This is a genomic window from Neisseria sp. HMSC70E02 (assembly GCF_001838645.1).
In the GTDB taxonomy this organism is placed as follows: Bacteria; Pseudomonadota; Gammaproteobacteria; order Burkholderiales; family Neisseriaceae; genus Neisseria; species Neisseria macacae.
In genome coordinates this window covers 10,388-23,702 of sequence record NZ_KV838131.1, presented here as the reverse complement: position 1 = coordinate 23,702, position 13,315 = coordinate 10,388, and the positions used below count along the sequence as shown (strand labels likewise).

Annotated in this window: 13 protein-coding genes; 5 read left to right on the top strand and 8 right to left on the bottom strand. The window is 52.3% G+C overall.

What is annotated here, in order from left to right:
• Positions 1-55 precede the first annotated feature (55 nt).
• Both HMPREF3277_RS12315 and HMPREF3277_RS12310 read right to left on the bottom strand, forming a co-directional pair.
• Complete coding sequence (locus HMPREF3277_RS12315; RefSeq protein WP_049231205.1) at positions 56-361, bottom strand: hypothetical protein; 306 nt, start codon at positions 359-361, stop codon at positions 56-58.
• A gap of 261 nt (positions 362-622) precedes the next feature.
• Entirely contained in the window at positions 623-1,501 is an 879-nt protein-coding gene (locus HMPREF3277_RS12310; protein WP_009311349.1) for a cupin-like domain-containing protein, read from the bottom strand.
• A gap of 146 nt (positions 1,502-1,647) precedes the next feature.
• Here HMPREF3277_RS12310 and HMPREF3277_RS12305 point away from each other — a divergent pair, with 146 nt between their 5' ends.
• The 3 genes from HMPREF3277_RS12305 (at position 1,648) to trpD (ending at position 3,689) form a co-directional block, all read left to right on the top strand.
• On the top strand, positions 1,648-1,983 hold the full coding sequence (locus tag HMPREF3277_RS12305) for a hypothetical protein (protein ID WP_003767144.1): 336 nt from the start codon (positions 1,648-1,650) through the stop codon (positions 1,981-1,983).
• Between the two features lie 13 nt (positions 1,984-1,996).
• Entirely contained in the window at positions 1,997-2,587 is a 591-nt protein-coding gene (locus HMPREF3277_RS12300) for an aminodeoxychorismate/anthranilate synthase component II (RefSeq protein WP_070871287.1), read from the top strand.
• 67 nt (positions 2,588-2,654) lie between these two features.
• Complete coding sequence (trpD, locus tag HMPREF3277_RS12295; protein ID WP_039405010.1) at positions 2,655-3,689, top strand: anthranilate phosphoribosyltransferase; 1,035 nt, start codon at positions 2,655-2,657, stop codon at positions 3,687-3,689.
• 168 nt (positions 3,690-3,857) lie between these two features.
• On the opposite strand, the gene HMPREF3277_RS12290 is transcribed toward trpD, so the two are convergent.
• The 5 genes from HMPREF3277_RS12290 to ilvA all read right to left on the bottom strand — a co-directional run bounded on the left by HMPREF3277_RS12290 (position 3,858) and on the right by ilvA (position 10,719).
• Positions 3,858-4,967, bottom strand: coding sequence for an SGNH/GDSL hydrolase family protein (locus HMPREF3277_RS12290; RefSeq protein ID WP_070871286.1), 1,110 nt, complete (start codon positions 4,965-4,967; stop codon positions 3,858-3,860).
• 113 nt (positions 4,968-5,080) lie between these two features.
• Positions 5,081-6,157 carry a peptidoglycan O-acetyltransferase PatB gene (gene patB / locus HMPREF3277_RS12285; protein WP_070871285.1) on the bottom strand — a complete coding sequence of 359 codons (1,077 nt, stop codon included), beginning with the start codon at positions 6,155-6,157 and terminating at the stop codon, positions 5,081-5,083.
• Between the two features lie 15 nt (positions 6,158-6,172).
• Complete coding sequence (locus HMPREF3277_RS12280; RefSeq protein WP_070871284.1) at positions 6,173-7,609, bottom strand: MBOAT family O-acyltransferase; 1,437 nt, start codon at positions 7,607-7,609, stop codon at positions 6,173-6,175.
• 420 nt (positions 7,610-8,029) lie between these two features.
• Positions 8,030-8,755, bottom strand: a complete 726-nt coding sequence (gene rph, locus HMPREF3277_RS12275) for a ribonuclease PH (protein ID WP_003767155.1) — start codon at positions 8,753-8,755, stop codon at positions 8,030-8,032.
• A 437-nt stretch (positions 8,756-9,192) separates the two neighbouring features.
• Positions 9,193-10,719, bottom strand: a complete 1,527-nt coding sequence (ilvA, locus tag HMPREF3277_RS12270; RefSeq protein ID WP_036492607.1) for a threonine ammonia-lyase, biosynthetic — start codon at positions 10,717-10,719, stop codon at positions 9,193-9,195.
• On the opposite strand from ilvA, the gene HMPREF3277_RS15025 reads away from it, so the two are divergent.
• The gene (locus HMPREF3277_RS15025) at positions 10,712-11,008 is read left to right on the top strand and encodes a hypothetical protein (protein ID WP_168168266.1); all 297 of its coding nucleotides are present in this window, start codon (positions 10,712-10,714) and stop codon (positions 11,006-11,008) included. The two genes, ilvA and HMPREF3277_RS15025, sit on opposite strands and share 8 nt — an antisense overlap.
• On the top strand, positions 10,935-12,188 hold the full coding sequence (locus tag HMPREF3277_RS12265; RefSeq protein WP_036492615.1) for a D-alanyl-D-alanine carboxypeptidase family protein: 1,254 nt from the start codon (positions 10,935-10,937) through the stop codon (positions 12,186-12,188). Before HMPREF3277_RS15025 ends, HMPREF3277_RS12265 begins: the two co-directional genes overlap by 74 nt.
• Before the next feature lie 107 nt (positions 12,189-12,295).
• Here HMPREF3277_RS12265 and HMPREF3277_RS12260 read toward each other — a convergent pair whose 3' ends face one another.
• A complete protein-coding gene (locus tag HMPREF3277_RS12260) occupies positions 12,296-13,219 on the bottom strand; it encodes a pseudouridine synthase (protein WP_003767173.1) in 924 nt (307 codons plus the stop codon).
• Positions 13,220-13,315: the final 96 nt, after the last annotated feature.

The window sequence follows — 13,315 nt, the reverse complement described above, 5'->3', positions numbered from 1 at the left end:
TTGGGGTGCAGTTCAGTTTTCAGACGACCTTTGCTATATCTTTCCGGCAAAAATCTTATTCGCAATGAAGCGAGCGCGTTTTTTCGGCGAACGAATCCATAGCAATTTTGCACATGGTTTCACGTTGCGTTAAATCGGCGGCAGGCAGGGATTGAAACAGGAATTTTGTATTGTTGCGTTGAAAATCGGATTTGGCGCCCGCTTTTTTGTAACAATTCTCCGCGCGTGTGAAGTATTGTTGGCAGATTTTGGGCAGCTCTTCAAAGGTCAGCGGCTTATGTTTATGCATGCCGTGAGCGGATGCTGAGAATGCCGATGCCGTTAAAACAAGGGCGGTTAAGAATTTTAGAGGTGTTTGCATGATGCACTCCAGTGAAAAAATGGGGCAAAGCGGACAGGAGCAAGGTCAGTCCGCCTGCTTTGACAGATTGGTTTCAGCTATCGCCGACGTTTAAAAAAATATGCGCCATGTATTTCGCATTTGTTGCATTTTTGCCTTACGCGCCGTGTCGGTATTGAGTAAGCAATGCCATCCATTGCTTCAATTTTTGCGCCGGATACGGGGCAATTTGTGGATAAAGGTCGTCTGAAATACTGTTTTCAGACGACCTTTAAGCGTGTTTTAACGAGGCAGGCCGCGTTCCCATGCGCGGCGGGCGCGTTTGCAGGCAAGCTGTTCTTTCCAATTCATGTAGCGTGCTTTAAAGCGGGCTTTCATGAAGTCGTCGAACTTGCGCTGTACAGTCAGGTTCCACAAACTATGCGCCTTAACCGCCCAGCTTTCATCCCATGCGCGCAGGGAGATGGAGAATGAGCCGTCAAGGTATTTCATCCAATGCCACCAGCCGGTCGGCATGAACAAGGTATCGCCGTATTCCAAGAAGCATTCGATACCTTCGATGCCTTCAAGCTCGGGGAAACGTTCCGTATCGGGGTTGTCGACGTGGTAGTCTTCCAGCGCGTAAGTGGCGAAAGGAATGCGGAACAGGCGCTCTTTCCATTTGTAATCGAACAAGATGATGTGTTTCTTGCCGAAATGCGTATGGAAGATGTGCGCCATATCAATGTCGTAGTGCAGGAAGGTTTCCGAACCTGCACCGCCGAAAAACAGGGTAGGGTAACGGTCTAAGAATCCGCCCATCAGCTCTTTGGGAAAAACGTAATCGTTCAGTAAGGCGGGAGCGTGTTTGATGGGGTCAAATAAGAAAATCCGCAAATCCGTCGGCTCGCGTTTGATCAGATCGATATAATCGCTGAAGCGCATTTCCGTACTGGCGGCGTTAATCGGCGCGGAAGGGTCGGCTTTGGCGCTGTCGTACAAGGGGACGACGATATCGCCGACGGTTTCTTTCATATAGTCCAGCGACCATTTGTCACGGGCAGGCCAGTTGCGGGTCAGTCCTTTGATCACGACGGGACGGCGCGGCTTGAGATAATTCTGATAAAAATCTTCGCGGCTGATGTTTTCTACAACATCAATCGGAGTAAGTTTGAAACCCATAAGCAAATCTCTTTTTGGAATGTAAGACTGATTTTAAGTGAATATTTCGGAAGGAGGCAAGCGATGTTTCAGACGACCTGATTGGAATCAAGAATCGCGGTTAACTGTGATATTATGTCGATATAAATATTCCGTCCGAAACGCTTATGAACGATGCAGACGATTATTTGGGCAAGATGCCTTTTTTTATTGTATTCCTCGACCCGCTGCACACGGATTTCCACAGCAGCGGCAAGCCTCTGAACGAATACATCGCCCGCCATCCGCTGATGCACGACAAGCTGCACCGCCCCGCTTTTGCCGCCAAAGTGTTGGAAATGGCGGCAAACAGCAGCAATATGCGTGTTTTTGTCCGCAAAGCGGATGCGCTGATTAAGCATCCGCTGCATTATATTGTCCGTAACGGCGTTTTCCGAACCGAAGAGCAGATGTGGGCGTTTATCAATTCGCCCGAAAACATCGCCGCCGTCAAACAACCCTAAAAGGCCGTACCCCATGCTTTTGTTCATTGATAACTATGACAGTTTCACCTACAACATCGTCCAATATTTTGCCGAACTCGGTCAGGAAGTCGTCGTCCGCCGCAACGACGATATTACGCTCGAAGAAATCGAAGCTTTGAAACCGCAATATCTCGTTATCGGGCCGGGTCCTTGTTCGCCGAAAGAGGCAGGTATTTCCGTCGCCGCCATGCGCCATTTTGCCGGCAAGCTGCCGATTATGGGCGTGTGCCTCGGGCATCAGACGATAGGCGAAGCGTTCGGCGGGGATGTGGTGCGGGCAAAAACGCTGATGCACGGCAAAGTTTCGCCCGTGTTCCATTTGAACAAAGGCATGTTTAAAGATTTGCCCGATCCCGTTACCTGCACGCGTTATCACAGCCTTGTCATCGCCCGCGATACGCTGCCCGATTGCTTGGAAGTAACCGCGTGGACGGAAGATCAGGAAATCATGGGCGTGCGGCACAAGGAATATGCTATCGAAGGCGTGCAGTTCCACCCCGAAGCCCTGTTGACCGAACACGGACACGATATGTTGAAAAACTTTTTGGAAGAGTTTAAAAACTTCCAAGCGTCCGCCGCTTAAACCAAACGTCGTCTGAAAACTTTCAGACGACGTTTGACGTAAAAATACCCGTAAAAAGGATTGAACCATGATTACACCGCAACAAGCCATCGAACGCTTAATCAGCAACAACGAATTGTTTTACGACGAAATGACCGACCTGATGCGCCAGATTATGAGCGGGCAGGTGCCGCCCGAACAAATCGCCGCCATCCTGACCGGATTGCGGATTAAAGTCGAAACCGTATCGGAAATTACAGCCGCCGCCGCCGTGATGCGTGAATTTGCCGCCAAAGTGCCGCTGGAAAATTCAGACGACCTCGTCGATATTGTCGGCACGGGCGGAGACGGCGCAAAAACCTTCAATATTTCCACGACTTCGATGTTTGTCGCGGCGGCGGCAGGCGCGAAAGTTGCCAAACACGGCGGGCGTTCCGTTTCCTCGTCCAGCGGCGCGGCGGACGTGATGGAGCAGATGGGCGCGGTGTTGAACATTACACCCGAGCAAGTCGCCGAAAGCATCCGTCAAACAGGCTTGGGCTTTATGTTTGCCCAAAACCATCACAGCGCGATGCGCCACGTCGCGCCCGTGCGCCGTTCGCTCGGGTTTAGAAGCATTTTCAATATCTTGGGCCCGCTGACTAACCCTGCCGGTGCACCAAACCAGCTTTTGGGCGTGTTCCACATTGATTTATGCGGTATCCTGTCGCGCGTATTGAAACAGCTTGGTTCCAAACACGTTTTGGTCGTGTGCGGCGAAGGCGGTTTGGATGAAATCACGCTGACGGGCAAAACCCGTGTTGCCGAGCTGAAAGACGGAGAAATCCGCGAATACGACATCAGCCCAGCCGATTTCGGCATTGAAATTCGCCGCGATTTGGACGAAATCAAAGTTGCCAACGCGCAAGAATCTTTGGAGAAAATGGATGAAGTATTGAGCGGCAAACATGGCGCGGCACGCGACATCGTCCTGCTCAATGCCGCCGCCGCGCTTTATGCCGGCAATGTCGTGCCTTCGCTGGCGGACGGTGTCAAAGCCGCCGAAGCGGCCATCGATTCAGGCAAGGCAAAAGCGAAAAAAGAAGAATTTGTCCGCTTTACGCAGCAATTTGCCAAAGAGTAAGCGAAGGTCGCCTGAAAACGGAAATTCGATACTGATTATTGGGAACGGGCTGAAACGCTGCAAAACCGTTCGATAAGCAGTTGAGGCGGATTGACCGTCTTCAAGAAAAGATAGAAACGTGCCGTCATCAAAAAAAGGTCGTCTGAAAATTTTCAGACGACCTTTTGTTTAATCCGCCATTTGTATCAAGCTGTCGGCGAGGCGGTCGGCAGCTTGGCGGTAGCCTTTGCCTGAGAAGTGGACACCGTCTTTGGCGGCGAGGCCTTGGTTCATCCAGCTTTTCATGCTGCATTCGCCGCCCATCGCGTTCTGCCACGACCAATACATGATTTTTTCGTCGCGGGCAATGCGTTGCTGCATTTGTTGGATGCTGCTTAAGGTGGCGGGGCGTGTGCCGCAGCTTCCTGAAGTGCTTTTCAGGGATTCGGGCGCGCCGAGAATCAGGATGCCTGCGTCGGGCAGGCTTTGTTTGATTTGGCGGATGTAGCTGCGCCAGCTTTGTTCGGTGGCTGTAATGTCCAAATCGCGGGCGAAGGCTTCGTTGGTGCCGTAGGCGATGATAACGAGGTCGGCGCGGGTTTGGGCAAGGTCATCCTGCCAAGAGGGACGCCATTTGGACCAGTGGGTCAGTTGCGCGCCGTTGATGCCGAGTGCGGAAACGGTTACGCCGCGTCCGGGATTTTCGATATTGATGTAGCCGATGTCCCAAGGCATGGAGCTGCTGAGGGTCAGGGGCAGGCGACCGTTGCTGCGGATGATTTGCCAGCCGCTGCTTCCGGCGGGGACTTCGCGTCCGTTGAACGACAGGGTTTGTTCGGGCAGGACGGGTTTGGCGAAAACGGAAATCTGCCTCTCGCCGCTGCTTCCGTCTTTGGCGCTGATGGTAACGCTGCTGCCGTTGGCTTTGGCGATGATGCCGCCTAAGGGGAAGTCGTCTGAAACGCTGCGGCTGCTGACGGTCTGCCATGAGCCGTCATAGCGGACGGCTGCGCTGCGCTGTCCTTTGACGGTAGAGGGGTAAACCCAGCCTATGCCGCCGTCGCCCCATTTTTGCTGGAGGCGCAGGCGCAGTTGTTCGGTGAAAAGGTCGCCGGCGGTGTGTGAATCGCCGATTTGGAGGATGCGGAATTTGCCGTCCGAGCTGCGGTCGAGTTTTTTGAGCTTGGAGAGCCAGGCGGGACGGCTGCTGCCGTAGTTTTCCAGCAGCATATCGGCGGCGGGGGCGGCGGCAGACAGGCACAATGCGGTAAGGGATACGGACAGGGTTTTGATGTTCATGAGTTTCCTGTGTGTGGTTTCAGACGACGTCTTTTGACGCGGCGGAGGGCTATTGTAACGAAAAAGACGGCATTGGATAAACAAAACGCCGTCCTTTTGCTGCCGATACGGGCTTAACGTGCGGATAATTGTTCCGTGCGTTCTTCACCGTTCATTTCAGGGGTCGTCTGAAAAACGATTTTTTCCATGATTTTATCCGCGAGCAGTTTTTGTCCTTCAGCAGAGAAGTGGATGCCGTCTTTGCTGCGGTAGCGGATGATTTTTCCATTGATGTTGACGGAGTCGGCGTAGGTGTCCGAGCCGTTGCTGAGGAGTTTGTCGGTCGGTATCCACAGGGCTTTTGGACTGATCTCGTCTGCTAAAAGTTTGTCGAGATATCGCATTTGCTTGTTAAGTTTTGCCTGTTTCATATAAGGGATGCCCATCCAAATGACTTGCACATGGTGTTGTTCGGCGGCAGCCAGGATGCGGTTGACGCGGCTGAGGTATTCTTCCGACCATTCGGGCGAGGCGAATTTTAGGTATTTTTTGCCTTTCGGGAAATCCCACGGATCGTTGGGACCGAGGAAGACGACCAGAAGGCGGATGTCTGTTTGTTGTTTCAGCGTTTGTTCGATGGTGTTCGGCCAGTCGAAAAACTTGGGATAGGACAATCCGGTACTTTGCTTGCTTAGATTCACCGACTGGATGCCGTATTGTTTTTTCAGGCTTCTTTCGACAAAAGGTGCAACGCCCTGCATCATCGAGTCGCCGGCAAAAAAGACTTTGTCGCCTTGTCCGAGAACGATATTGGCAGGTGGGGTAATGGGGAGACGATGTGCTTCGGGTTGTCCGCCGTTTTGTGCCGTTTGGGGTTGACGTCCGTCGGCGGGACGGTTTTTTTCGTGCGGTTCGGACGCATTAAGCTGCGCATTTTGTTCAGACGACCCGTCGTCTTCAGCGATTTGAGGTTCCGGTTCGGTAATCACAGGCTGTCCTGCCAAACGTGCCTTGAGGTCGTCTGAAAAGGCGTACGCGTCTTGTTGCAGCTTCGCGCCCGTGCGCCACCATTCGTATTCGGACAAAGGCTCCAGCGGTGAAGCCTGATGATAGGTTTGCTGCCAATAGGCATTGATGGAATCTTGACTGAACCACGCCGCGCCAAAGGCGCAAACCAAAAGGGAGGCAAACAGGGAAATAAAGCGTTTCATATTCTGATTGTCCTTTTAAAAATCGGCGTAAATAAAGCCCGGGATGCCTGACGGCGCCAATACGATAATCAACACCAACACCAGCATCAGCGGTATAAACCACAGCCACATCGGCATTTTTTCCAATGTCGCTACTGCACCGTCAAACAGGCGAAGCAAATACGGGTAGAGCAAAATCATCAGGCCAAACGCGGCAAGCAGCAGGACATCCGCCTGTTTCGGTGCAGCCCAACCTGCTTCGTTGGCGAATAAGGCATCAAATACCATCTGCGTATCGGCGAGGCTGCCGGTGTTGAACACGACGAAAGTGAAGCAGACGAAATGGAAAGTGACGAACCAGGCAAGCGGACGCAAGATTTTCAGACGACGTGAACCGTCCCGCCCGAATATTTTGTCGCCGCAGTTGAGCAAAATTAATGCCACGCCGTGCAGCGCGCCCCAAAGCAGGAAATTCCAGCCGTAGCCGTGCCAAACGCCCGACAACACCATTGCCACCAGCAAGTTGAACTGCGTCAGGACGAAGCCGTGTTTGCTGCCGCCCAAGGGAATATAAATATAGTCGCGTATCCAAGTGGAAAGGCTGATGTGCCAACGGTTCCAGAAGTCGCGGATATTGAACGCGCGCAGCGGTGCCGCAAAGTTTTTCGGCAGGCGGAAACCGAGCAGCATCGCCATCCCGATTACCAAATCCGAATAGCCTGAAAAATCGAAGAAAAGCTGGAAAGTATAGCCGTACACCCCCGACAACACGCCCCAGCCATCAAATTGGGCGGGATTCTCGAAAACGGGCGATACCCAGCCGTCTCCCAGCGCACCCGCCAGCCACCATTTTTTAGCAATGCCCAGCAAAATCAAGCACACCGCCAGTGCGGGGCGCACCAATGCGCGCGGTTCGGCAGTCCGAATTTGTTCCAAAGCCCCCGCCTGTTCGCCGTCTATGCTTTTAAACGCCGCGGCACGGATAATCGGCCCAGAAGTAATCGTCGGGAAAAAACTCAAGTGCAGCAGCAACTCATGCCACGCAAACCGGTCGCCCATCGGATGACGGCAGCAGTACACCAAATAAGCCAAAGATTGAAATGTGTAATAAGACAGCCCCAAAGGCATCAAGATATCGACAATCTCGCTCTGCCCCGTGTATTGGCGGATAAACGGGCGGAAAAAGTCGAAATATTTGAAGAAACACAATACTGCCAAAGCAGTTGCTACGCCGAAGCCCAGCCAGAATTTCCGTACGTTTTCGTTTTCAGACGACATCAACAGGCCGAGCAAATGCACGCAGGACGAATAGCAGGTAATTATGGCGGCAAAGATCGGATTCAAGTGATACAGCCAGCCCATCCCCGCCAGCAGAAGCAAAACATTCTGCACCGACGGCATACGGACAAATGCCCAATAAATAGGCAAAAAAGCAATAAAAAATACCGCGAATTCAATCGACAGCAACGGCATAAGTGTTCCTTGAAATTTTTATTATTCAGATGCCCCGAATATAGGTTTGGCAAGTCGAAGCGAACCATATATTTTAAATAAGTGTTTGAATTTATACAACTAACGATAATCTCGTTTTAGAACCGCTCGTCAGAGCTTGGGGCGGATTTTGAAATCTTTTGTCATAAATATCGTATTGGATAAGCAGGCTTTTTTTAAATTTTCAGAGATAAAAAGCAGGTTGGGCAGGGCATGCTGATTGCCCTTGTTTCGACACTCAATTTCAAGCAATGAATTGATTTAAGATGAAAAAAAAAAAGCAGATTCGGGGTAAAGATGCCCGTAAGGTGTTTAAACCTTGACGGGTTTTACCTTGAATCTGCTTTTAATAAGGTTGATTTTTAAGAATAATTTTTTATTTCAATAGATTATATAATTTGCTTAAGAGGACAGGGCGGCTTGCTGGTGTGCCGTCAACTCGGCAATGCCTTTCTGCGCCAGCGCAATCAGTTTGCCCAATTCGTCCAAACTGAACGGCGCGCCTTCCGCCGTGCCTTGGATTTCGATGATTTTGCCCGATGCGGTCATAACGATGTTGACGTCGCTGTCGCAGCCGGAGTCTTCGGGGTAATTCAAATCCAAAAGCGGCACACCGTTCACCACGCCTGCGGAAACGGCGGCAACGGCTTCGCGGATGGGATTTTCGCTGATGAGGTCGTCTGAAAGCAGCTTGTTGACCGCAATTTGCAGGGCGACGAATGCGCCGGTAATAGACGCGGTGCGCGTTCCGCCATCAGCCTGAATCACGTCGCAATCAATCAGGATTTGGCGTTCGCCCAGTTTTTCCATATCTACGACGGCGCGTAGCGAACGCCCGATCAAGCGCTGGATTTCTTGGGTGCGCCCCGACTGTTTGCCTGCCGCGGCTTCACGGCGCATACGCGAGGCAGTGGAAGCGGGCAGCATCCCGTATTCGGCAGTAACCCAACCCTGACCCTTGCCGCGAAGGAAGGGCGGGACATTTTCGTCGATGGAAGCGGTGCAGATAACTTTGGTGTTGCCGCATTCGATCAGGCACGAGCCGTCGGCGTGCGGCAGGAAGTGCGGGGTGATTTTGATGTCGCGCAGGCTGTCGGCAGCGCGCGAGGTGCGGGTGTAATTGCTCATGATTTGTCCTTTGGGGAAACGGTAAAAATTTGTGGTTGGTATTATACGGGATTCGGCAGGGAGGCTGTTTCTATCATAGAAAATCCCTCCATCGCAGGAGGGAGTTAATTTAAGTTTACAAGTGATTAGATAACTCTTTTAACATACTGATAAGCATCATAATGGTAAAGACTGATGTTTCAATTGATATATTTGTTTTGCCGTGTGTATATGAAAATTTAATCATAATAAGCTATCAGCTCCTAAGTTAATAAAAAAACGAGAATCATGAGACTCTTGGCATAGTTTAAAGCTCTATTTGCGGGTTATATGCAGATTTAAGTAAATAAATATCTTTATAAAACAATAAACTAATATTTTTTTATTCTACCTATAAGCTAAGGTCGTCTGAAAACCATATCTAGTTTTCAGACGACCTTATTATATTTCCCTTTCAATCAAGCAAGGAACAGGCGGTATGCGGCGTTTTGGGTTTCGTCCTGATAGCTGTAACCGAGGCTTTCGAGGAAGTTTTCAAATGCCTCATCGTCGGTGGACGGGACGTCGATGCCGACGAGGATGCGGCCGTAGTCGGCGCCGTGGTTGCGGTAGTGGAAGAGGGTAATGTTCCAGCCGCCCTGCATATGGTTGAGGAAGCGGGCGAGTGCGCCGGGTCGCTCGGGGAACTCGAAGCTGATCAAGCGTTCGTGGGCGACTTTTGTTGTGCGTCCGCCGACCATGTAGCGGATGTGGATTTTGGAGATTTCGTCGTCGGTCAGGTCGACATTGGGCAGTCCGGCTTCGGTCAATTGGCGGCTGATGACGGCAAGGTCTTGGGAACCTGCGGTTTGCAGGCCGACGAAGATGTGGGCTTTTTGGTCGTCGCCGTATCGGTAGTTGAACTCGGTGATGTTGCGGCTGCCGAGCAGGTTGACGAATTTGAGGAAGCTGCCGCGCTCTTCGGGGATGGTAACGGCGAAAATACCTTCGTTGCCTTCGCCCAATTCGCTGCGTTCGGAAACGTGGCGCAGGCGGTGGAAATTCATGTTGGCGCCGCTGGTTACGGCGATGAGGGTTTGGTTTTGGATGCGGTTGCGGGCGGCGTAGGTTTTCAGGCCGGCGAGGGCGAGCGCTCCTGCGGGTTCGGTGATGCTGCGGGTGTCGTCGAAGATGTCTTTGATGGCGCCGCAGATAGCGTCGGTATCGACGGTGATGATGTCGTCCAAGAGGTCGCGGCAGAGGCGGAAGGTTTCTTCGCCGACGACTTTGACGGCGGTACCGTCGGAGAAGAGGCCGACGTCTTTGAGGCTAACGACTTTTCCAGCTTCGACGGATTGCTTCATGCAGCAGGAGTCGTTTGTTTGCACGCCGATGACTTTGATGCTGGGGCGGACTTGTTTGACGAACGCGGCAACGCCCGCCGCCAGTCCGCCGCCGCCGATGGGGACGAAGATGGCGTGGATGTCGTCGGGACGCTGGCGCACGATTTCCATGCCGACCGTGCCTTGTCCGGCAATCACGTCGGGGTCGTCAAACGGGGCGATGTAGGTCAGTTTTTCTTTTCCTGCCAACTCCATCGCGTAATCGTAGGCATCGTTGTAGGAAACGCCTTTGAGGACGACTTCTCCGCCGCGGCTTTTGACGGCGTCGATTTTGATTTTGGGCGTGGTTTCGGGCATGACGATGACGGCGCGGCAGCCTAAACGTTGTGCCGACAGTGCGACGCCTTGTGCGTGGTTGCCCGCACTGGCGGCGATGACGCCGCAGGCGAGTGCTTCTTTGGGCAGCTTCGCCATTTTGTTGTACGCGCCGCGGATTTTGAAGGAAAACACGGGTTGCAGGTCTTCGCGTTTGAGCAGGACGTTGTTGTTCAGACGACGTGACAGCCCGATTGCGGGTTCGAGCGGCGTTTCGACGGCAACGTCGTAAACGGAGGCGGTCAGGATGCGGATGAGGTAATCGGAATAAGAGGGGCGGTTGTTCATGGTTTTGTGTGCCGGAGGATTATTTTCAAAAGGAGTGTCCGCCGCCCGCGTCAAACTTTGCCAACAAAACGGCGGAAAGGTAAAACCATACCCTCGAGGTCGTCTGAAATCAAGAAAAATCTTAGCAAAGCGAAGTTGCGGCGGTATAATGACTGTCTTTTGTGCCAAACCGCACGACGCGGTTGTTTTTATTTCTGTTTCCGCACCACATCCCGATGAAAAAAACATTATCCGTATTGATCGCGGCAATGATGATTGCCGCCGCGCAAGCCGCGCCGCAAGCGGCTAAAAACAACGCAGCCCCCGCTGTTGCCGCTTCCGAGCCTGCACCTGCCGCCGCATCCCAGCCCGAAGCCATGATGCCCAGCATCAACAGCCCCGATGCGCCGCCTGCCATTGCCGCTGCCGCCTACATCGTTACCGATTTGCAAAGCCATCAAGTGCTTGCCTCCGGCAATATCGACACCCAAATCGAACCCGCTTCGCTGACCAAAATGATGACCGCCTATCTTGCGTTCAAAGCTTTGGAAAACGGCACATTGCGCGCCGACCAAATGCTGACCGTGTCCGATGCGGGCTGGAAAATCGAAGGCTCGCGGATGTTCCTCAGTCCCAAAGTTCCCGCCAGCGTCAGCGATTTGATTAAAGGCATGATTGTCCAATCCGGCAACGATGCTGCCACCACGCTTGCCGAAGCCATGGGAGGCGGCTCGGTGGATGCGTTCGTCCAACAAATGAACGACGAAGCCAAGCGTTTGGGCATGACCAAAACCCACTTTAAAAATCCGACCGGATTGGCTGCCGAAGGCCACGTTTCCACTGTCGGCGATTTAGCCATCCTCTCCGCCGCGCTGATACACGATTATCCGAAATACTATCCCGTATTTTCGATTAAATCCTTCAAATACAACAATGTCGAACAGCCAAACCGCAACCTCCTGCTCTACCGCGATTCCAATGTGGACGGTCTGAAGACGGGACACACCGAAAGCGCAGGCTACAACCTTGCCGCTTCCAGCAAACGCAACGGCAGACGCATCGTTTCCATCGTTGTCGGTACCGATTCCACCGAAGCCCGCGCGTCCGAAAGCGGCAAATTGCTCAACTGGGCATTGCAGGCATTCGACACGCCCAAGCTCTACAACGGCGGCGAAATCATTTCCAAGGTCAAAGTTTATAAAGGCAGCAGCAAATCGGTGAACGTCGGCTTCCTCGAAGACGTGTACATCACGATTCCCCACGATGCCGGACAAAACATCAAACCGATTTTAGAAACCGTCCAGCCCGTTATCGCCCCGATACGCAAAGGTCAAACCTTGGGCAAACTCAAAATCGTCAAAGACGGCAAAGTCATTACCGAGAAAAACGTCGTCGCCCTCCATTCCGTTGAAGAAGGCAGCTGGTTCAGACGGATGTGGGATGATATCGTATTGTGGTTCAAAGGCTTGTTCGGCAGCAGTTCGAAATAGGCAGGATTGATGAAAAGGTCGTCTGAAAATGGTTTTCAGACGACCTTTGTTTTGGATGCGAACAGGACGACGGCAAAGTCTTTATATAGTGGTTTAAAGTTAATCCACTATAACTTAAATCCGCTTTCAAATATCTGTTTTTGTCCGCTGATCGGGTCGGTAAACTCAATCTGTTTTGCCAGTAGTTTCAAAGGTTTTTCATAATCTTCATCGCCCGCCGCCAAAGGGGTGGGATAAAGCGCGTCGTTTAGCAGCGGCATGCCCAAACGCATCATATGCACCCGAAGCTGGTGTTTTTTCCCCGTATGCGGCGTCAGCCGGTAGAGGCTGAATTCGCCGCGGTTTTCAAGCAATTCGACCGTCGTATGGGCGTTCGGCTCGCCTTCGGTTTCCTGCGTCGTGAAAAACCGTTCCCCGCGCACCATGCGCGAAACCACGTCCAACGGATATACCAAATCCGTCCGCGTCGGCGCGACGGCGTGATAGGTTTTACGGACGCTTTTTTCCTGAAACATCGTTTGATAATCGCGGCGCGTGGCAGGATTGTGCGACAGCAGCATCACGCCCGCCGTATCTTTGTCCAAGCGGTGAACCGGCGTAATGTCTGCTACGTTCAAATGCTGCAATTCCGGCCGCAGGCGCAGGCGGGTCAGCAGGGTTTCGCGCAAAAAACGTCCGCTGGGGATAACGGGCAGAAAATGCGGTTTGTCAACGACAATCAGATGGTCGTCGATGTGTAGGATTTTTTCTTCAAACGGAATGACGGGTTCGCTATCGCTGCTGGTTTCACGGTAATAAAACATGGTTTTGCCCGGCTCGAACAGCGTGTGTTCGTCAAACGGCACGCCGTCTGCATCGACGACGAAGCCGCTGTTCAAACGCCTGCGCCAGTTGTCCTCGCCGACAAAGGAAAAGCGGACGCAGAGGAAATGCAACAGGGGCAGGCCGTAAAACGGTTTTTCGTGCGGCAGCACCAAATAGCTGGGTTTGACGCCGTTTAAAAGTGGGAGAGGGTTGGAGCGTTTTTTCATGTGGCGGATTGTACTCGGTTTCGGTCTTTTTTTCAGACGACCTAAGTCGGGTTAAGGTTGTCGGGTGATATAGTGGATTAACTTTAAACCAGTACG

Bases quoted from the DNA above. Each gene is read 5' to 3' on its own strand.
- HMPREF3277_RS12315 (WP_049231205.1), bottom strand. From the start codon at position 361: ATGCAAACACCTCTAAAATTCTTAACCGCCCTTGTTTTAACGGCATCG.
- HMPREF3277_RS12310 (WP_009311349.1), bottom strand. From the start codon at position 1,501: ATGGGTTTCAAACTTACTCCGATTGATGTTGTAGAAAACATCAGCCGC.
- HMPREF3277_RS12305 (WP_003767144.1), top strand. From the start codon at position 1,648: ATGAACGATGCAGACGATTATTTGGGCAAGATGCCTTTTTTTATTGTA.
- HMPREF3277_RS12300 (WP_070871287.1), top strand. From the start codon at position 1,997: ATGCTTTTGTTCATTGATAACTATGACAGTTTCACCTACAACATCGTC.
- trpD (WP_039405010.1), top strand. From the start codon at position 2,655: ATGATTACACCGCAACAAGCCATCGAACGCTTAATCAGCAACAACGAA.
- HMPREF3277_RS12290 (WP_070871286.1), bottom strand. From the start codon at position 4,967: ATGAACATCAAAACCCTGTCCGTATCCCTTACCGCATTGTGCCTGTCT.
- patB (WP_070871285.1), bottom strand. From the start codon at position 6,157: ATGAAACGCTTTATTTCCCTGTTTGCCTCCCTTTTGGTTTGCGCCTTT.
- HMPREF3277_RS12280 (WP_070871284.1), bottom strand. From the start codon at position 7,609: ATGCCGTTGCTGTCGATTGAATTCGCGGTATTTTTTATTGCTTTTTTG.
- rph (WP_003767155.1), bottom strand. From the start codon at position 8,755: ATGAGCAATTACACCCGCACCTCGCGCGCTGCCGACAGCCTGCGCGAC.
- ilvA (WP_036492607.1), bottom strand. From the start codon at position 10,719: ATGAACAACCGCCCCTCTTATTCCGATTACCTCATCCGCATCCTGACC.
- HMPREF3277_RS12265 (WP_036492615.1), top strand. From the start codon at position 10,935: ATGAAAAAAACATTATCCGTATTGATCGCGGCAATGATGATTGCCGCC.
- HMPREF3277_RS12260 (WP_003767173.1), bottom strand. From the start codon at position 13,219: ATGAAAAAACGCTCCAACCCTCTCCCACTTTTAAACGGCGTCAAACCC.